General features: G+C 62.3%; 8 protein-coding genes. 6 read left to right on the top strand and 2 right to left on the bottom strand.

The features are described 5' to 3' along the window. Positions 1-15: 15 nt before the first annotated feature. The 4 genes from D3250_RS07735 to D3250_RS07720 are packed head-to-tail and all read left to right on the top strand — an operon-like array spanning position 16 to position 16,443. Entirely contained in the window at positions 16-2,877 is a 2,862-nt protein-coding gene (locus D3250_RS07735; protein WP_225973213.1) for a DEAD/DEAH box helicase, read from the top strand. Continuing rightward, on the top strand, positions 2,877-7,532 hold the full coding sequence (locus tag D3250_RS07730; protein WP_119902772.1) for an Eco57I restriction-modification methylase domain-containing protein: 4,656 nt from the start codon (positions 2,877-2,879) through the stop codon (positions 7,530-7,532). The genes D3250_RS07735 and D3250_RS07730 overlap by 1 nt, the downstream gene beginning before the upstream one ends. Continuing rightward, complete coding sequence (locus D3250_RS07725) at positions 7,529-14,137, top strand: DEAD/DEAH box helicase (RefSeq protein ID WP_119902771.1); 6,609 nt, start codon at positions 7,529-7,531, stop codon at positions 14,135-14,137. The genes D3250_RS07730 and D3250_RS07725 overlap by 4 nt, the downstream gene beginning before the upstream one ends. After that, the gene (locus D3250_RS07720; protein WP_119902770.1) at positions 14,137-16,443 is read left to right on the top strand and encodes a 3'-5' exonuclease; all 2,307 of its coding nucleotides are present in this window, start codon (positions 14,137-14,139) and stop codon (positions 16,441-16,443) included. The genes D3250_RS07725 and D3250_RS07720 overlap by 1 nt, the downstream gene beginning before the upstream one ends. Before the next feature lie 154 nt (positions 16,444-16,597). Here D3250_RS07720 and D3250_RS07715 read toward each other — a convergent pair whose 3' ends face one another. Beyond that, positions 16,598-17,257, bottom strand: coding sequence for an SHOCT domain-containing protein (locus D3250_RS07715; RefSeq protein WP_147383505.1), 660 nt, complete (start codon positions 17,255-17,257; stop codon positions 16,598-16,600). Positions 17,258-17,756: 499 nt separating this feature from the next. Between D3250_RS07715 and D3250_RS07710 the strand changes: the two genes are divergently transcribed. Both D3250_RS07710 and D3250_RS07705 read left to right on the top strand, forming a co-directional pair. Further along, positions 17,757-18,023 (top strand): hypothetical protein, encoded by a 267-nt coding sequence (locus D3250_RS07710; protein WP_119902768.1) that lies wholly within the window; start codon positions 17,757-17,759, stop codon positions 18,021-18,023. 6 nt (positions 18,024-18,029) lie between these two features. After that, positions 18,030-18,608, top strand: a complete 579-nt coding sequence (locus tag D3250_RS07705) for a hypothetical protein (protein ID WP_119902767.1) — start codon at positions 18,030-18,032, stop codon at positions 18,606-18,608. A gap of 82 nt (positions 18,609-18,690) precedes the next feature. On the opposite strand, the gene D3250_RS07700 is transcribed toward D3250_RS07705, so the two are convergent. After that, positions 18,691-20,238 carry a gamma-glutamyltransferase gene (locus D3250_RS07700; RefSeq protein WP_119902766.1) on the bottom strand — a complete coding sequence of 516 codons (1,548 nt, stop codon included), beginning with the start codon at positions 20,236-20,238 and terminating at the stop codon, positions 18,691-18,693. Positions 20,239-20,384: the final 146 nt, after the last annotated feature.

Here is a 20,384-nt window from a genome sequence, read left to right as displayed (position 1 = left end):
ATATAGGCTCGTAGTGTGACGGGGACAATACTCAAGACCGCTTCTGACCAGGTGCATCGCGTCAACGTGGCGCCCGGCTCCGTGGTCACGGTGCGCGATGAAGAGTGGATGGTCACCGCCGCCGCAGACACTCCGCAGGGCACATTGGTCCACGTACGGGGACTGAGCGACCTGGTCCGAGACACCACCGCCGCGTTCTACTCCGGGCTGGACCAGATCACCGTGGTGGATCCGGCACACGCGCAGATCGTCGCCGACCCCTCGCCGGGCTTCCGCCTGTCCAAACTCTTCCTGGAGACCACGCTGCGGAAAACCCCCCAGCCCACCTCCAGTGGCGAACTGACTGTGTCTACGCGCAGCATGGCGGACCCCTTGGGATACCAACAGCTGGCGGTGACCCGGGCGCTAGACCCCGCAAACCTGCGTCCGCGGATCCTTCTGGCCGACGCAGTAGGTCTCGGCAAGACCTTCGAGATCGGCATGATCCTCTCCGAGCTTGCCGCACGCGGCCGGGCCGAGCGGATCCTGATCGTGACACCCCGCCACGTGCTCGAACAGTTCCAGCAGGAGATGTGGGTCCACTTTGCTCTGCCGTTCGTGCGCCTGGACTCCGCGGGTATCCAGAAGGTGCGCCAGAAGATTCCGGCCACGCGCAATCCCTTCACGTACTACAAGCGGGCCATCGTCTCCATCGACACCCTGAAGTCCGCCCAGTACCGGGCGCACCTGGAACGCATGCACTGGGACGCTGTGGTGATCGATGAGTCGCACAACCTCACTAACAGCAGCACGCTGAACAATCGCCTAGCCCGCACCCTGGCACCACGTACCGATGCCCTCATCCTTGCGTCTGCGACTCCACACAACGGGAACCCGTCATCCTTTGCAGAGCTGATCCGGCTTCTGGATCCCACCGCGGTCAGCCCGGAGGGCCGGGTGGACCAGGAGGCGGTCAAGCGCCTGATCATTCGGCGCCACCGCTACAGTCCTGAGGTCGCCTCCGAGGTGGGCGAACAATGGGCGGAACGTCCCGAGCCGCGGAACCTGCTGGTCTCACCCACCCCGGCAGAAGATGCTGTCGCCTCAGAGATCGCAGACACGTGGTTGTACCCCGCCTCCGGCAAGTCTCCCTCCACCAAGAACAACGCCCTCTTCGGCTGGACCCTGGTCAAGGCGTTCCTCTCCTCCCCCGCCGCGCTGGCTGAGACGGTCGCAGAGCGGCTCAAACGCATCGAGACCAACCTCTCCCCCGCCGCAGACACTGAACGTGAGGCGCTCCGGATCCTGCAGGAACTCACTGCCGAGGCCCAGCGAACACCCGGTGCCAAACTCACCCGGCTTGTCGAGGAGCTGAAGACCATTGGCATCGGCCCCCGCTCCGAGACCCGGGCCGTGGTCTTCGCTGAACGAGTGGCTACGCTTCATCATCTCTCCCACGGGCTCAAAGATGCCCTGAAGCTGAAAGACCCTGCCGTGCGCATCCTCCACGGAGGTCTCAGCGACGTCGAACAACAGGAGATCGTGGACGAGTTCAAGCGCGGCTCCTCCAAAGTCCGGCTGCTGATCACCGGGGACATGGCATCGGAGGGGGTAAACCTCCACTCCCAGTGCCATCACCTCTTTCACTATGACGTGCCGTGGAGCCTGATCCGCATTGAACAGCGCAACGGGCGGATTGACCGCTACGGCCAGCTGCGGCCTCCGCAGATCGCCACCCTGCTTCTGCAGCCGAATCACGAGCGTTTCCGCGGAGACATCCGCATCTTCACCAACCTTGTCCGCAAGGAACACGCCGCCCACAAGGTGCTCGGGGATGCGGCTTCACTGATGGGCAAGCACAGTGTCGCCGCCGAGGAGAAGGATGTGATGACCGCCCTGGAGCGCGGTCAGGACGTCGATGACTTCATTCCTGAACCGGAGGCAGTCTCCGGGGACGACGACGGCGCCTGGGGCCAGTACTTGATGCTGTTTGAAGAGGCCAACTCACCCGAGACCGAGACCAGCCCCACCGAACGAGCAGCTGTCGCTCCGCGGGAGTCGCTCTACGGCTCGGATCTGGAGTACCTGGAGGAGGCCCTGCGCCAGGCCTTCGACGATCCGCACACCAAGCTGGGGTGGACCAATTACTCGCCGCACTCAGCCATTGCCGAGCTCTCCGTCACCGAGGACATCCGCGACCTTCGCCGCCGGTTGGAGTACCTTCCGCAGGACTACGTCAGCGAGCGCAAAGTGCTGCAGCAACTCAAGCTGGCCACCACCCCGCAGGAGGGCCGCCGCCAACTGGAGCACGCCCGCAAAGAAGAGTCGATCACCTGGCCTGCGGCGCACTTCCTCGGCCCCCTGCACCCGGTGCTGGACTGGGCTGCGGACCGTGCCCTGGCTGATATGTCCCGCAACCAGGTGCTCGCGCTGCGCGCCAACGTGCCGGCACCCACGTTCCTCATGATGGGCACCGTGACCAATCGTCGCGGTCACCTGCTCAGCCGAACCTTCATGGCAGTCAACCGTCTCTACGTCCTTCCCCTGCATGATCTGAGTGACTGGCTTGAGGAGACCGGGCTGAGCACCCGCCTCACCAACCCGGGCGCCCTGGATGTAGAGCCGCTGACCCAGCAGCTGGGGCCAGCCATCACCAAAGCACAGGACCACTTGGAGTCCAGCAATGAGATGCACCGTTCCCACGCAGAGCAGCTGCTCAACCGCTGGTTGAACCGGGCCAGCCGGTGGGAGCAGGAAGCTGATGCACTGGTCAGTCGCCAGGAGCTGAGGTCCCGCCGGAACCGGATCGCTGAGGAGAAGCAGCTCGCTGAAGACCTGCGCCCGGCCCAGAACCTGGTCCGCCCGCTGCTGGCCCTGGTGCCGGAAGGAGCAGCCTGATGCCCCAATTCGAATCGCTGCTCAACAGCTCGGAGTTCCTGAGCGACCACTTCTTCACGACCGATGACACCAAGGCCTCCTTCCTCAAAGAGGTCCACACCCTCCGCAAAGAGTGGAAAGAGGCCGACAACGCCGGCGAACCCAACACCCACCGTCGCTTCAGCTCAGTGCGGCAGAAGTTGGTCACGGACCTGGCCAACCTGACCGAAGGTGCACCGGCAGAGCGAATGCAACCGGTCTACGCCACGCTGCGTGAAGCCCTGGGCTACCCGGGCGAACTCACCACTGTGCGCACCGAACGCTCCGGCGCCCCGCTCACCGTGGAGGGCGTCTGGGCGGAGCCTTCTGAGACGGAGACCTCCGACCTCATCTGGCTCAGCGCCACCCCCGCCGACACCGTGGAGGATGCCCTGACATCTTCGGTCCCGTTGGGCGCCATCTACGAGGGAGAGAAACTCACCAGACCGACTCTGGGCTCACTGATCTCAGACCTGTTTCTCACCGAGGAAGCACCTCAGTACGTGGCCGCTATGGCAGGGCGCTTCATCATCCTGGCTGAACGTGAACGCTGGCCAGAAGGCCGGTTCCTTGCCGCTGATGTGCTGCTCGTCTCTGAACGCAATCAGAGCACCCGCGGCGGAGAGATCGACTACTTCCTGGCGATCTTCGGCAGAGATTCCCTCCGGCCCGCCGCAGACGGCAGCATCTGGTGGGACCGAGTCCTAGAGGAATCAGTGGCGCACTCCGTGTCAGTCTCGAAGGACCTGCGCGAAGGTGTGCGGCGCAGCATCGAGATCATTGCTAACGACGCTTTGGCCCGGCGCCGAGCCCAAGACCTCCCGGTCACAGACATCGACGGGAAAGAACTCGGACGCCAATCACTGCGCTATCTATACCGGATACTCTTCCTTCTCTACGCCGAGGCCTCGCCAGAGCTGCAGGTGCTCCCTGTGGGAGCCCAGGAATATGACACCGGCTACGGTCTGGATCGGCTGCGTGAACTGATCGGCCAGGAGCTCAACACAGAATCCTCCCGCCGCGGCACGCACTTCTATGACTCTCTGCAGCTGCTCTTCGAACTGGTTAACGGTTCCCACCACTCCCAGCAGCACGACCGGCCGGAGTCAGAGGAGAACCTCGATGCTCCCACCCTGGACTTCCAGCCCCTCGAGGCTGACCTGTTCAACCCCGAACGCACCGCGCTGATTGATGAGGCGCAGCTGTCTAACGAGGCGTTGCATGACGTCCTGACTCGCCTGCTGCTCTCCAGTGAGAAGCGCGGTACACAGCGTGGCTTCGTTTCATACGCCAACCTGGGCATCAACCAGCTCGGCGCGGTCTATGAGGGCCTGATGTCTTATACGGGTTTCATCGCACAGGAGGACCTTCACGAGGTCGCCCCCGACGGCAACGCGGAGAAGGGCTCCTGGGTGGTGCCCACCACCCGCAGTGACGGCATCGAACCCCAACACTTTGTCCAGACTGAGGACGGCACCGGTGGCTCACAGGCGGTAGTTCACCGGCGTGGCAGCTTCGTCTTTCGTTTGGCAGGCCGGGAGCGTCAACAGTCCGCCAGTTACTACACCCCCGAGGTCCTTACCAGGTTTGTGGTCTCCCAGGCTCTGGAGGAACTGCTGGACCAGCCTGATGAACACGGACACCCCCACACCACCACGGCCTCGGAGATCCTGCAGCTGACCATCTGTGAGCCCGCACTGGGCTCCGGTGCCTTCGCGATTGAGGCTGTCCGGCAGCTTGCCGGTGAGTATCTCAAGCGCCGCCAGGCCGAACTCGGAGAGCAGATCCCTGCCGAAGACTTCGCCGTTGAACTGCAGAAGGTCAAAGCCCAGATCGCGCTACACCAGGTTCACGGTGTTGACCTGAACTCCACTGCGGTGGAGCTGGCAGAGGTCTCCTTGTGGCTGGACACCATGAACAAAGGGTTGCAGGCGCCGTGGTTCGGGCTGCGCCTGAAACGCGGCAACTCCTTAGTCGGGGCCCGGCGTGCGGCCTACACCGCCAACGCAGTACGAGCAGGCCACTACACGGGTGAGAATGCAGTGGAGCCCACGCCTCTCCCCCTGCGCGAAATGGCGGAGGCCAGCCAGCGAGGGGAAACTGATCCCGCCGCAGCAGGCGCCATCCATCATTTCCTGCTACCCGGTGAGGGGTGGGGAGCCGCTGCGGACGCCAAAGAGATCAAGACCCTGGCAGGCGCCAACCAGAAGGCGCTGAAGGTCTGGCAGAAGGACGTCAAGCGCAAGCTCACTAAGGAGCAGGTCCAACGTCTTCAGGGGTTGGCCCAGCGCGTGGAGAGCTTGTGGCCCATTGCCCTGCGGCGTCTTCAAATCGCTGAGGCGGAAGCTCGTCGCGATATCGACTACTACGGCCGTGAGGCTCCCGAACACGGCACCCCGGCGGTGACTCGCACCGAGATTGAGCGGAAGCTCTGGGACCCTGACGGCATCTTTCAACGCCTAAAGCGTGCGATGGACGCTTGGAGTGCGTTGTGGTTCTGGCCAGTGCTGCCCGACGACGCCGAACAGCCCTTGCCGCCGAATCTCGATGAGTGGATTGTGGCCCTGGAGGGAATCCTCGGCACCACTGGGACCAGCTTGAAACCTAAGTACCGGTCTGAAGGCCAAATGAGCGTGCTGAGCAGTGCCAGCTGGGCCGACCTGGAAGAAGCGGAAGAACTCGAAAAACAGTTCTTCCTGATGCGGCCGGTCAAGAACCTGGTAGAGGAACACGGATGGCTGACCACCTGCGAGCGCATTGCCAACGAACAAGGCTTCTTCCATTGGGAGCTGGAGTTTGCGACTGTGTTTGCTGAAGGCGGGTTCGATCTCCAAGTGGGGAACCCGCCCTGGGTGCGGCCACGATCAGATCTCGACGCGCTTCTGGCTGAACACGATCCGTGGTGGCAATTGGCCGCCAAGCCGACGCAGGCACAGCGTAGTGCTCGTGAAGTGGAGACTCTGGCACTACCCGGCGCCCGCGAAGAGTTCGTCTCCGGCGCCGTGCAGGCTCCGTTGCTGGCCGAGTGGCTGGGCGCAACCACACAGTACGCCACCCTCAAGGGCTTGCAACCAGATCTATACAGGGCGTTTATGGTCCGTACATGGCGATCGTCAAGCGAATCTGGTCGCGTCGCTCTCATCCATCCAGAATCACACTTCACTGAGAAGAAAGCTGCCCGGCTCCGCGAAGAGACGTACCGACGGTTGCGACGACACTGGCAGTTTGTGAACGAGAAGAAACTGTTTGAGGTCGACAACCACACCGTTTACGGGGTTCACGTTTACGGAGACCGCCGTACTGAGGCGCAGTTCATCATGGCCGCTTCCCTCTATCAACCGGACACCGTTGAGCGATCCCTGCATCATCAAGGCGGAACCGAAGTTCCTGGTCTTAAAGACCCCGAGGGAAACTGGGACGTGCGTCCCCACCCGGAGCGCATACTGGCCGTGGACCAAAGCGTCTTGGCCACATGGGCGTCGATTCTCGACGAACCGGGGACACCCGCACTGCAGGCAAGAATGGTCTACCCAGTGAACCGTGCGAGTTCACTCGTCCTGGGCAAACTCGCTCACGCTCCACGCGTTCGAGAGCTGAAACTGCAGTATTCCTCCGGGTGGCATGAGACCGCTGACCGAAAAAGAGGCTACTTCGAGGTGGGTTCCGCAGTAAACGACTCCTGGGATGACATCATCCTCCAAGGACCCCATTTCTCAGTGGCGAATCCCTTCTTCCAAGAGCCTCGCGCCACTATGAAGAGCAATAAAGACAACGAGGAAATTGACCTCGAGGCCCTCCCCGCGGACTTCATCCCACGAACCAGCTACCAACCCAATCGCGACATGCCCTACGACCGCGACTACGGATCTTGGATCGGACCAAAGGGCCAGCCGGTGCCCGAACGTTCGTACTTCAGAGTCGCGTGGCGGCGTATGGCCTCCACAACGGGCTTTCGGACCCTCTATCCGACAATCGTCCCGCCGGGGGCAGCGCACCTCTTCACTCTCAGGAGCGCTTCAACCTTCCGTATCGGGGCTACGAATGCACTAGCGCTCGCTGGTGCCTTGTCCAGTCTCCCCTATGACTTTTATACGCGAGTGTCCGGTGTCGCAGACCTTACCGAGTCATTCATGTTGAGTGCGCCTGGCTTGCCTGCCTCCTGGGGACGCGCCTCAATGGCTCGTCGGGCCGCCTCTCTCATCTGCCTCACATCCGCCTACGCCCCACTTTGGGAAGAAGTCATGGGTGAGCCGTGGACGCCGTCGTCGCCTGCTCGCAATGCTGCTCAACGCCGTCAGCTCATGGTCGAGCTAGACGCGTTGGCCGCACTCTCACTCGGCCTCACCGCCGACGAACTGTGCATCATCTACCGTACGCAGTTCCCCGTCATGCAGGGGTACGAGAAGAAGGATCGCTACGACGCCAACGGGCGGAAGGTGCCCGATCCCGTTCTGAAGGCCTACGCCAAGCTCGGCGAAGAGGGTATGACCCGAGAGGACCGGCAGTGGACGCACCCTCAGTCCGGCGTCACCTACACCTACGAGTTCCCGTTCCGACAGTTCGACCGCGAAAACGACATGCGCGAAGCCTACGCCCGCTTCGAAAAGGAATTCACCACCCGTGAGGATGAACCATGAGCCCGACCCAAGAGCTGTGGCCCACCGAGCACGCCGGGTCTCTGATTGAGAACCTCACTGAGTACCTGACCACCACATTTGCGCTCTCGGACAAGCGAGCCGCCGACGCCCTGGAACATTTCCTGCAGCAACCCGACCAGGGCATGTTCCGTGGCCCCTACGTACGCTTGCGCCTACCCTTCGCTTCCGCGCCAGCCGCACTCGACGCGCAAGACAAGCCAACGAGCCTCGACTTCTACCCGGTGGACTATCCCCCTTATGGCCACCAGCTTGAAGCGTTCACCAGACTGACCACCAAGTCCCCCCAACCCGGTCAGTTCCGCCGTCCCGAACCCACACTGGTCACTACCGGCACCGGCTCGGGTAAGACCGAGGCGTTCCTCTTCCCCATCCTGGACCATATACTCCGTGCCAAGCGTGAAGGCATCACGGGGATCAAAGCGCTGATCCTGTACCCGATGAACGCCCTCGCCAATGACCAGGCCAACCGGCTGACCCAGCTGCTCACCACACACCCCGAGCTGTCTGGCGTGACCGCAGGGCTCTACACCGGACAGCAAGACACCGCACGTTCGCAAGTGACCACCGAAGGCCTGATCACCAGCCGTTATGCGATGCGGGACAGGCCGCCGGACATTCTGCTCACCAACTACAAGATGCTGGACCAGCTGCTCCTGCGCCGCGACGACAGCCGTCTGTGGCAGGCATCGGCCACCAGCCTCCAATACTTGGTGCTGGACGAATTCCACACCTACGACGGCGCTCAAGGCACTGACGTTGCCATGCTCCTGCGCCGGCTGGGCGCAGCGCTGAAGTCCTACTGGCCTGCCGACCTCACGGGCGTCGCCCATGGTCCGGACGAATCAGACCGAGAAAAGCCATTAGGCCGCATCACACCAGTAGCGACCTCAGCCACCCTGGGCGGCGCGCTGGCCCCAGGCGAGGAAAGCCCGATGCTCACCTTCGCGAAGACTGTCTTCGGTATCGACTTCCCGCACTCTGCCGTGGTGCCTGAGTCCAGGCTAAGCATCAACGACTGGCTCGCCCGGGGCGCTAACGTGTACGCCCGCCCCCGAGAGGATCGGGAAATCCGGCCGAAAATCACCAAGGCCAATGCTGCGATCCGCCACAGCAGCGACCCGCAGGAACTTATCGCCAAAGTACTGGATGTGCTGTTCGAAAAGTCCCCCGCCGCAGACTCCCCAGCGGACATTCAGGCCGCCCTGAAGGCCCACCCCTGGACTAGGAAGTTGTTGGAAACCGCCACCGAGGCCGTGGCACTTCCTGACCTAGCTGATCAGTTGCTTGTCTCCGGGGATGGACTCGGACAGAAGGAGATCGCGGAGTTCCTCACCCACCTGCTGGCCGTGTTCTCCCATGTGCGCAAACACTTGGACCGCGCGGCTGTGACCGTAGAGACTCACCTGTGGGTCCGCGAGGTCAGCCGCCTGGACTCCTTCCTGGACCATGTGCCGGTCTACCGGTGGTCCGATGATGGACCCGTCCAAGAAGACGCGGAGGGCGAAGGCCTCACCCCACTGCCCGCGATCTTCTGCCGTCACTGCGGAGCCCGAGGATGGGCCTCCATGCTCACCCCCGACGGGCATTCGGTCGAAATGAACGGGCCTAAAATACGGGAAGCATCCGTACGCCGCGACCCAAAAATCCGAGCGCTGATGGATGCCTCCAAAGAGATCGATGCCCTGTTAGAACGCGGCCGGCACCCCAATGTGGCCGAAGGCCTGGAGATCCTCCACACCCGGAACCGGGCCTTCCTGCAGAAAGACAAGGTGTTCACCGAGACCGGGACCGCGGTCGACGTCGCAGACGACTACCGGGACGAATTCACCCAGCAGAACCTGTTGGCCGTGCGCATGCATCATGGACTCACCGCCGAGGATCTCTCCCACCGGCAGGTCTGTCCGGTCTGTGACACCCCAGACGCCATCCGGTTCGTCGGCAGCTCCATCGCCACGCTGCTCACAGTGGCGGTCAGCGGACTCTTCGGCGCAGAGCACTTGGACACAGCAGAGAAGAAGGCCCTGGTCTTCACCGACTCCGTCCAAGACGCCGCCCACCGCGCCGGATTCATCCAATCCCGGTCCCACACGTTCACATTGCGCACACTGCTGCGCCAAGGCATGGCAGAACTCGCAGAGCAGGGCCAGCATGCCCCATCCCTGGCCGAGGTGGTGGACGCGGTCATGGACCTGGCCAATAGTGGTGAGGCCTCTGACCGGTTCATGGTGGTCCCCCCTGAACTCACCGAACACCAGAGATTCAAGCCGTTCTGGGACCCGGAAGTTACACAAAGCCAACGCAGCAAAGCCAAAGCCACCGTCCGGCGTCGTCTGCTGTTTGATGCCGAGCTGGAGTTCGGCCTCCAGGCCCGGTTCGGACGGACCCTGGAGCTGACCGGGGCGGCCGTGGTCGAGACGGATGTACCCTCCGGTGCGTCTCTGCCGGATCTGGCCAAGGCAGCCCTCGCACGGCGCGGAGACCAGTTGGAGCTCGGTCTTGAAGATGATTCCGCATTGGCTCAATGGGCGCGCGGGGTGCTGATCCGTATGCGGCTACAGGGTGGGCTCGCCCACCCCTGGTTGGAGAAGTATCTGCGCCATGACGGGCACCGGTGGCACATCTGGGCGGGCCGCAGACGCAGCGAAGGGGCACCCGCCTTCCCCACTGGCCGGTCCACGCCTGCTTTCCCACGTGTGGGAGGAGAGAAGCCCAAGGACTCCGAGCTCGACGCCGTCACCGCCGCAGAAGCCTGGTACTCCTGGTGGACCAGACAGGCCCTAGGCGCCGGACGTGAGGAAGCCGGGCACCTTGCCAAAGCACTGTTCGCTGAGCTCGCCGAGGCCGGAGTGGTGGAGACGCACACCTCCGAGAAGACCCAGGCGGTCATCTACGCGCTCAACCCGGAGCGAATTCGCCTCACTCTCACTCGGGGCGAGGACTTGGCAGGAGGCAAGCATTCCCTGGCATGCACCGCCTGCCGAGCCAAGACGATGGGCACCCAGAAGGTGGTCGAGCAGATGAACGGCGCACCCTGCCTGCATCTGCGGTGCACCGGCACTTTGGAACCGGCCAAGATGTTGGCAGAGAACTATTACCGGCAGCGGCTCTACGGGGCGCGGAGGATCTCCCGGGTCATCGCCCGGGAACACACCTCACTGCTCAACGACGCGGTACGGCTGGAGTATGAGGACCAGTTCCGGCAGTCTTCCCAGACCCCGTCCGCGCCCAATGTGCTGGTAGCGACCCCGACCTTGGAAATGGGCATCGACATCGGCAGCCTCTCCACCGTGATGCTCTCCTCCATGCCGACCTCAGTGGCCAGCTACGTCCAACGAGTGGGACGTGCCGGAAGGCTCTCCGGGAACTCCCTGGCCCTGGCCTTCGTTCAGGGCAGGGGGAAGCATCTGCCGCGGCTGCACGAACCCCTGTCCGTCATCAACGGTGAAGTCCGGCCACCGGGAACATACTTGGAGGCAGACGAAATCCTGCGCCGGCAGTTCCTCGCATTCTGCGGTGACATTCTGGCCCGCACTGAAGACGCGCCACGGCCCAACAGGCTCAGTGATGTCCTGCGCAGCATCACCGAGGACCAGGACAACTACCTGGGCCGCATCATCAGTCTGCTCTCCATCAGAGGCCAAGAGACTCTGGACCAGTTCCTCAGCCAGTTCAGTGATGAGCTCCCCCACTCCGCCCGCGAACGTCTCCAGCAGTGGGCCCTGGCGCCACAGGGGCAGGGGGAGACTGCACTGATCAGCAGACTGCACCAGGCCTGTCACCGGTACAACGACGACCTGCGCGAAGAGCAGGAACGAGTCAAGCAGCTCACCGCGCAGATGCCCACCCTCCGGGAAGCCCTCGCCACTGCACTGCGCACCAGCACTGCCGCAGACTCGAAGGATGTAGCCGACGCCAAGGAGGAACTGCGCGGGGCTGAAAGCTCCCGCCGTCACTCTGAGGCGGCCATAAGGCAACTGACCACAGAGCAGTGGTGGATCTCCGGGTTGGAACGCTACGGCCTCTTCCCGAACTACACGCTCATCGAAGATTCTGTGGAACTGGAAGCACGCATCTCCTGGCTGGACGACAGCGATGGCGAATGGAGAGCTGAGGTCTACCCCTTCAAGCGTGGCGCCGAGGCGGCCTTGCGCGAACTGGCACCCGGGTCCACCTTCTACGCCCAGGGCATGCAGTTGGAAGTCGATGCCGTGGAGCTCGGAGAGGACAGTAGGCATCTGAAGCACTGGCAGGTCTGCCCCTCCTGCGGCTGGATCAACACCGAGGTCCACTCCGCCGGTGAGACGGGGGACGGCTCGCTGCGCTGGTCCAACACGGTCCAAGCCTGCCCCCGGTGTGGGGCAGCCGGGGTCGCTGATACCGGTCAAGTGCTCAACGTCGTCGTGCTTGAAAAGGTCAGCGCTGAAATGCGTCGGGACGAGGCAGCTATCAATGACCGGCGCGATGATCGCGCTCGCTCCTCCTATGAAGTACTTGCCGCTGCCGATATTGACCCCCACGCCGTTCGTGAGCCTTGGTACGTCAAAGACTTCGCGTTCGGGGCGGAGTTCCTTGAGTCAGTGACTCTGCGCTGGCTGAACCTGGGGCCTCGCGGTCATCATGCCCGGGCGCGCACCCTGGTGGGTCAAGAGGTGCAGGCGCCTATGTTCCGTGTGTGCGCGCAGTGCGGAACGCGTGACCGCCACATTCAGAGCAACCACGCCAAGGATCACCGTTTCTGGTGCAGCTACCGTAATGAAGTCGAGGAGCAGTCGCTGGAGATTGCGCTGGCGCGTGAGCTGACCACTCAAGCTGTGCTGCTGCACCTGCCCGTGGAGCTGGTGGAGGACACCTACACGATCCCCACGTTGAAGGCCGCACTGTTGTTGGGGATGCAGGAAGCCTTCCGCGGCACCCCTGCACACCTCAATGTGATGGAAGTGCCGGAGCAGGAATCCATGAGCAGCGGTGGTTACTCCGGCCAGACGCTGCTGCTGCACGACAACATTCCCGGCGGCACCGGATACTTGGCGGAGTTCACCCAGCCGGAGAAGGTCCACGCCATGCTGCACGCTGCGTGGAGAGTGGTTAGCGAATGCCTGTGTGACTCCGGCGGAGCCCAGGAACGCCAGCTGGCCTGCCACCGGTGCCTGCTGCCGCACGCCGATCACCATGCGATGGACCTGGTCTCCCGGTCCTCGGCCGAGCGGATTCTGTCCACGCTGCTGGCCGCGACGTCTGACAGTACTGGCCCCTTCGATCCCTGGGAGACCTCGCAGGAACGGCCTGTCGTGGAGAGCTCCGGGGAGTCCCCGTTGGAGATCCAGTTCCGGGATGTGCTGCGGCAACGGGTGGAAGCCGAAGGCGGCGTCGTCACCCAGGATGTCCAGAAAGGCCGGACCCGGCTGTCTTTCACACTGCCAGGTCATCGTCGCCAGTGGCTCTTGGAACCACAGGTGGACCTCGCAGGCACTCGCCCCGACTTCCTGCTGCGATCCCCTGGCGTGCCCCACATTGCCATCTATACCGACGGCCGGCAGTATCACGCCTCGCAGAAACACAACCGCCTGGGCGACGACGCCAAAAAGCGTCACTCGTTGCGAGTCAGTGGGGAAGCTATCCCGTGGGCATTGACCGATCAGGACGTCCGATCGTTCCGTGCCGACAGCGCCCCGGCGGTGACACCGGTCTCCTGGATCAATAGCCGTTACTTAGAGATGCTCGGAGCTGAGGAAAAGTTGGTGGCGGCCATGCAGCGTTCTGCCATGCACTTGCTGTGGGAATGGCTCCACCAGCCGGACCGGGAAGTCTTCGCAGAATTCGCTCACCGGGTAGCGCTTGCCTCCATGCCCCAGGGCAAGCCTCCGCATCTGGCTGAATTGGACGCCACAGCGTTGGAACCAGCGCCGCAGGTGGAACCGGGTGTCATCAGCGAGCGACTGAGCCTAGGTGCCGGCCCGCAGGACCGGTGGTGGCGACGGCACCTGGGGGCCGCGGATCTCTTCGTGGCAGTGGGCAGCCCGGGGGCCAACGGCCTTCCCACCTCCCCCCGGGTGGTCTACAGCTTGGAAGACACCCCGGAGGCCTTGGCAGCTCCAGACTTTGCCCACCATTGGCGGGATTGGTTACTCGTCTCCACCCTGCTCAGTTTCCGACCCACCGTGGAGACCGCCCTGCTGACAAGGAGATCGGCGGAATCCATCCTGGCGGCCGATTACGCAGCAGTCAGCGTACCCGTCACCTACCCGGCACCACGCACCGCCACCGAGACACCCGTCCCGGACCATGTCCGGCAGACTGCTGCCGAAGCCGAGCTCACTCCTGAGTGGCGGACCGCGATCGGTCAAGGGATCAGCGAAGTTGAGCGGGCACTGCTGCGCGAACTGGCGACTCTGGAGTTACCCATACCTGAAGTCGGCGAGGAGCAGGTGGACGGAATCCCCGTGGACATCGCCTACCCCTCGGCGCAGATTGCGGTCTTCGCAGTAGACGACCAGGGCGTGGAGGAAGAGTTGACGAAGGAAGGTTGGACAGTCCTGGTGGCGCCGTCTGCTGCCGAGGTCGCTGACATGGTGAGGAGCAACTAATGGCGACGATGGTGATGACCAAGACGGGCCTGAAGTCCATCAGTGCCCTTGACCAGTCCGTACAGCCCATGGTGTGGAGCTTCTTGGAGAAGCTCAGTGACAACGATGAATCACCGGGGTTGAAAATCAAACCCCTCAAGAACGCCGCGGACAGGCGCGTGCGCACCGGGCGGGTCAACAAGTTCTACCGTGCTGTGCTCTTCCGAGTGGATCACGACGACCAACGCATCTACCACATGGTCGGCGTATGGCCCCACGACGAAGGCAACGAAAAAGCCCTCACTAGTACGGCCGAAGAAATGGCTTCGAGTGTTCAGCTGACATTCAACGCAGCACTCGGCGTCGCTGAAGTGACCGGTGCCGAAACGCGTGATCACGCAGCCGTGGAGAAAGCCTTCCAAATGGGGCGGGAGGAAGGCCGCGAGGAAGCCCTGACCGCAGCCGGTCAACGGGATAATCCCCTGGAGAATTTCTCCTGGACGGTAGACACGCTCGTCGAAGACGCCGGCATCACACCCCGATACGCCGAGGCGGCGCTGCAGGCAAACGACCAAGCTGGCGTCAGCGCCGTCGCAGACCGGATGCCTGAGGTGCAACGCCTCATGCTGCTGGAGCTGGCCATGGGTACTGGCATTGCGGAAGCGCGGCGGAACCTGAGCCTGCCAGACGATCAGGAAGTCCAGCAGCTGCGTGAAGCTGAGGAAGATCAGCAACTCACCGCCGGCGCCCGGAATGCGCCGTCAGCATTCTCCTTCATCGGAAGCACGCCCGAAGAAGTCAAGAAGGCCTATAACGAGCTGTCGATGGCCGAGTGGCAGATCTTCCTGCACCCGGAACAGCGCCGATATGTGGACCACCGCGGCACCGGATCCTTCAGGCTGACTGGTGGAGCAGGTACCGGCAAGACCGTCATTCTTGTGCACCGTGCGCGCGAGATGCACCGGCGCTCCCCTGAGGCGCGCATTCTGCTGACGACCTACACGGTGGCGCTCGGTGATTCGCTCCGGCACCAACTCAAACAGCTGGACCATACTGTTCCGCAGGTCCCTCTGGGGGCCGCTGGAGTGGCTGTGACAGGGATCGATCAGGTGGCTGCCAAGGTGCTTGACGCCGCCACCGCCGAGGAGAAGGGTGCGGCCCAGGAGCTTATTTTCGGGCCCGGACGCAATGAGTTCCGGCGTCGTGTGGGCGGCCCTCAGGAAGCACAGCTGTGGAAGGATGCGGTGCTGACTGCCGACCCTCAGCTGGACCAGTCACTGACCCAGGAGGCGTTTCTTGAACAAGAGTATCTGTCGGTGGTGCTCGCTCGCAGGGTGAAGTCTTTGGAAGAGTATGTGCGCGTTCCGCGGACCGGCCGGGGTACCCGGCTGTCCCGTCCACAACGCGTGGAGCTGTGGAAGATCTTTGAACAGTTCCGCACCTCAAATTTGGCGTCCGATCGCCTGACCTTCGCAGAGGTCACGGTGCTGTCCGCCGCTATTCTCGAGCCGCGGGCTGACCTTGGCGGGGGCCACCTTGTAGACCATGTCTTGGTTGATGAGGCCCAGGACTTTCACGCCGGACACTGGCAGTTGTTGCGAGCCCTGGCGCCTGTGCATGGCGACGACCTCTTCATTGCTGAAGATGCCCACCAGCGGATCTATGGGCAGAAACTGACGCTGAAGCAGTTCGGGATTGAGATTCGTGGGCGCAGCCGGCGCCTGAAACTCAACTACCGCACCACCGCGCAGAATCTGCGGTTCGCGGTGTCACTGTTGGAAGGCGAGAAGTGGGAAGCGTTGGAGGACAACACAGAGGATCCCGACGAGGTGACGTCCACACTGGGCTACACCTCCATCCTTACCGGGCCCGAGCCGGTGATCATCGAGCGCGAGACCGTCCAGGAAGAGTACGTGGCGGCCGCCGAACGGATCCAATACTGGCAAGAATGGGGCCGCGCCTTAGAGGATGTCACGGTTCTCGCGCGCAGCAAACGTCATATGCAGGACCTGGCCCAGGTGCTCGGTTCCCAGGGGGTCCCTGCCCAGGTGCTCGGGCGGGACAGCGCCGTCAAGGAGGGTGCTGTGCAGATACGCACCATGCACGCCGCCAAAGGAATGGAATTCCAGTGCGTGCTGCTCACCGGCGTGGGCGCGGACCATCTCCCTGCCCGGTACGCCTTGAAGAACCTTCCCGAAGCGGAGAAAAGGGACGCCCGGCAAAGGGAGCGCTCCCTGCTGTACGTCGCGGCTTCTCGGGCTCGCGACGAGTTGGTGGTCACCTACAGCGGAGCGCCCAGCGAATTCATGGAACTGACTCCCCCGTAGAGGGCCGTTAAAGTCGAGGAGTCAGAGTTGATCGATTCGTTAGGTCTACCCTGAATGTCGCGCTTGATTCGGATTGTTATACACCTACGTAGCAACACCTGAACTCCGAACCACGCTGCCGGACCTGCATCGCCCCCGGGGGGGGCGAGCAGTCTCAAGTTTCTGACAGGACTTGCATTCTTCGCTCCTGGTATTCCTCCTCAGAGATCAAGTCCGACTCACGCAACTCCAACAGCGATTCCAGGCGTTTACGAGAGGGTGGCTGGACGCTTGTCGCGGCGTCACTGGGCGGAAGCGGGTTCGGGGTCTCCAAAGACTTAGTCGCACGGGACGACCCCGAGCCGATCAGTGCGACGACTATTCCCGCGATGAGCGCCAGCACTCCACCACCGACTAGGAAATAACCCGTGATCTCGACGGTACCGACGGAAAGCTCCGAGCATGGACCCCGGGATGATTGACCGAGCATGGCACGTGTGAGGTTGTTAACTTCGCATTCAGACCGCGCTGTTTCGGCAGCGGTTGTTATGACCGCTATGCCAATTGAAATGCTCACGATACCCGCGAGCGCCAGGAGCAGCCCTTTACTTGCCGTACCGAGGGCGTGGCTCGTGCTCGATGTTCGATTATCGGCGTTCTTAGCGGGCATCGTGTGCCCAAGATGGGTCGCAGATTCACTGGCATCACCTAGTTTTCCTTGGGCATTTCCACGGTGAGTCTTCCGTTTTCTGACTACGTAGATACCCACGATCACCATAGCGACTCCAGCGCCGAGCATGGCATATCCAGTGTATTCACCGGTTGTCGTTGCCAAGTCGCCACATCTCAATTCGCTGAGACGATATTGTCCGCGATTGGTGTAAAAGGTTTCGCAACTACGGCGGCGATCCGCCCCGGTCAGCAGTGCCGTACTTAGACCCAAAATGACTAGTATCGCGCCCCAGATAGGCGCGAAGGAGCCAGTAGTGAGTTTTTTCATTCTTAAGCCTCTCGTACGCGACAAACTGATCTTCTGTGAATTTATCGCAAGGGGCATCCTTCGCACTTTCCAAGCGATTCAGACTTCCAAAAGCGACCTGCTTTTTCACCCAAGCACTTCTCTTGCAAAATCGACGCGGCGGTGCGCTTTGACCCGGTGTCGGTCACGGGGGACAAAGGTTTCGGCAGCGTAGGTCCGTACGCCACAACTTGGAGGGCTCCGATCCTCACTCGAGACGCACCTGCCAAAAGAAGTTTCAGATTTTCACCATCCAGTCCGCCCGGAGCTCCGAATCCCTCATGACCCTGAAAACGGATACTGAAGGAGCAACGCAATGCGGACCTCAAAAATCACCATGGGCGCAGCAACCGGACTAACCCTGGCCCTGACACTGGCAGCGTGCGGCGACAACGGCGCAGAGGCCGAAGAGCCCATGCCGGAAGAGCTCGCCACCGAGACCGTGGACGAGAACTCAGTGGCTCTGGCCGACGCCGTCGGTGAGCTCGCCGGCGACGACGCCCGTGAGTCCTTCCTGCGCAACTGGCGGGAGCACATCGACTACTTCGTCGACTACGCCGTGGCCGCAGAAGCTGGCGACTAGGAAGGCATGGACCAGGCCGTGGCCGACCTCACGGAGTACGCCGACGGCGTAGGGATGTTCTTTGACCGGACTACCGACGGCGCGCTCGACGCAGACGCCGTCAAGGAGTCCATCAACGGTCTCATCCAGACCCTCGCAGCCGCCGTAGATTCCCTTGCTGCCGGTGACCCGCAAGCCTTCGCAGACCTGAAGGCGGCCGCAGATCACATGGTCATGGGCGCTGCCACCATGGCTGAAGGCCTGAGCGAAGCCGCAGCCGGTGTGGTCGACGACAATGCCGTGGCACTGGCTGACGCGGTCGGTGGACTCGCCGGAAACGAACAGCGCGATCCGTTCCTGGACCTGTGGTGTGACCACATCGGCTACTTTGTGGACTACGCCGGGGCCGTAGCTGAAGGCGATGACGACTCGGCCGACTCAGCCTTGATGGCTCTCGACGCCTACCGTTCCGACGCCGGTGAGTTCTTCGGGGACATCCCCAGTGGAGAACTTCCTGCCGAGGATGCCGAAGAGGGCCTGAGCATGCATGTTCAGACTGTGGCAGGCGCGATCGATTCGCTGAACGAGGCCCTGGTTCAGAACTGATTAAGAATTACGATCACGCCGTAGCGCTCGGTGAGGCCGGTGGCGGATCATTTAACCTTCGCCGGCCTCACCGACGTCATTGTCACCTGACGATTACGGCAGAGCCATCCGAACGAGGATCACTAGAAGCACGATACACAGTGTGCTCAGCACTATCAGCAGAAATCTCAATCACGTTGGAATGGCCCAGTTTTTCGTCTCGTGGCGGGACGCGAGTGACTCCATAATCTGATGTATCCAGCACTGAGCGCGCCTCCTCATCTAAATCGGCCTCCATTATGAGAGGGGTCACGGGGTCCGACTCGGTCTTGACCCCTGTGATCCAACGCGGAGATGAGGTCGCTTCCTGGGGTGACCGACCCGCTAGCAGCTGGAGAAGAAGCTGCGCATGTATCTGAGGCTGAGCTTGTCCACCCATCGTTGCATTCACGTACTTCAGACGACCTGCCTCCTCAACAACCACTGGCATGAGCGTGTGGGGCGGCCGCATCCCTGGCTTGATGGCGGCCGGGTGGGCGGGGTCAAGGGAATAGGATGCTCCGCGGTTCTGAAACAAGATGCCCGTTTCTGGTTCCAGGATCCCTGACCCGAAGCCTTTGAATAAGGATTGAACCAGGGAGATAGCCCAACCGTCCGAGCTGACGGCCGAGAGCCCGACTGTATCCCCCGTGGCGGGCGGCAGAATGGGGGCCCAATCTGGTGCGGAAACTGTCAGGAGCTCCTCCCCTGTGATGGACATTGATCGGGGATCCGCCAAGTGCGCATCACGAATCCTGTTCCCTTCGTCAAAGAAGCCAGCGAGGCGATTTGCGTCGGCACCCAGTGGAGCCTTTACTCCTTCCTGCGCCAATTTTTGCATCGTGCGTAGTAACGAAAAGCCCTGAGTATTCGGACCACCGGTGTAGATCCGCAGCCCCATGACGTCCGCCGTCATCGGAGACTCAACTGTGGGTGCATACTCTGCTGCCTCCTGAGCGGAGATGCGCCGGCCTAGATGCTGGAGCCCCTCTCTCCACCTCCGGCTGAGCTCGCCAACATAGAAATCCTCGGGACCGCGCGCGATGAGCGCATCAAAGGAGCCAGCCAGCGCAGGTTGGACCAGGGTCTCCCCGCGTGCTAGTGGTTCTCCGTCAGAGAAGAAGACGCCTCGAGCGCCGTTGTCAGACGACAATAGCTCTTTGTTCGTCTGCAAGGCCTTAGCAACGGAGGACGCGACTGGAGCACCTGCGGCAGCGAAGTTGCGGGCAGCTTCTAAACGCTGGGCCCAGGTGAGCACTCCCCCAAGGTCGCTTAGTTTTTGCCAACCTCGCACGCCGCCCGGCAGAGTGATGGTGTCAAGACCACGCTCAGGCATCTTCTTCCCGTGTTTGGTACGCAGAGACTCGAGGGATTGATCTGCGGCCGCTGGTCCCGTCGCGTTGACAAACTGAACCTTACCGGAGGGACTTCGAACCACAGCAACCATGTCACCACCCAGGGCGACGTTGTTCGGATACAGTACGCACAGCGCAGCGGCCGCTGAGATCGCAGCATCAATTGCGTTTCCGCCCGCCCTGAGCGCGTCCGCCCCAGCTTCGGTCGCCAAGTAGTGGGATGTAGCGACGGCCCCCTGGGAATGGTGGGATGACATGGTGTTCTCCTGGTTCTGGTATCGGTAGACGAAATTTGATTGAAGCTGGCGGATGTCCGGGGGTGGCGAAGACACACATGATCGAGAGGATGTGAGCTGAGGGATGCCCAGTCAGTTCGCTGCAGAACTGACAACCTAAGCGCCCA

This window comes from Nesterenkonia natronophila (assembly GCF_003595215.1).
In the GTDB taxonomy this organism is placed as follows: domain Bacteria; phylum Actinomycetota; class Actinomycetes; order Actinomycetales; family Micrococcaceae; genus Nesterenkonia; species Nesterenkonia natronophila.
This window is presented reverse-complemented; position numbering and strand designations above follow the sequence as displayed.

Bases quoted from the DNA above. Each gene is read 5' to 3' on its own strand.
- D3250_RS07705 (WP_119902767.1), top strand. From the start codon at position 18,030: ATGGACCAGGCCGTGGCCGACCTCACGGAGTACGCCGACGGCGTAGGG.
- D3250_RS07710 (WP_119902768.1), top strand. From the start codon at position 17,757: ATGCGGACCTCAAAAATCACCATGGGCGCAGCAACCGGACTAACCCTG.
- D3250_RS07720 (WP_119902770.1), top strand. From the start codon at position 14,137: ATGGCGACGATGGTGATGACCAAGACGGGCCTGAAGTCCATCAGTGCC.
- D3250_RS07700 (WP_119902766.1), bottom strand. From the start codon at position 20,238: ATGTCATCCCACCATTCCCAGGGGGCCGTCGCTACATCCCACTACTTG.
- D3250_RS07725 (WP_119902771.1), top strand. From the start codon at position 7,529: ATGAGCCCGACCCAAGAGCTGTGGCCCACCGAGCACGCCGGGTCTCTG.
- D3250_RS07730 (WP_119902772.1), top strand. From the start codon at position 2,877: ATGCCCCAATTCGAATCGCTGCTCAACAGCTCGGAGTTCCTGAGCGAC.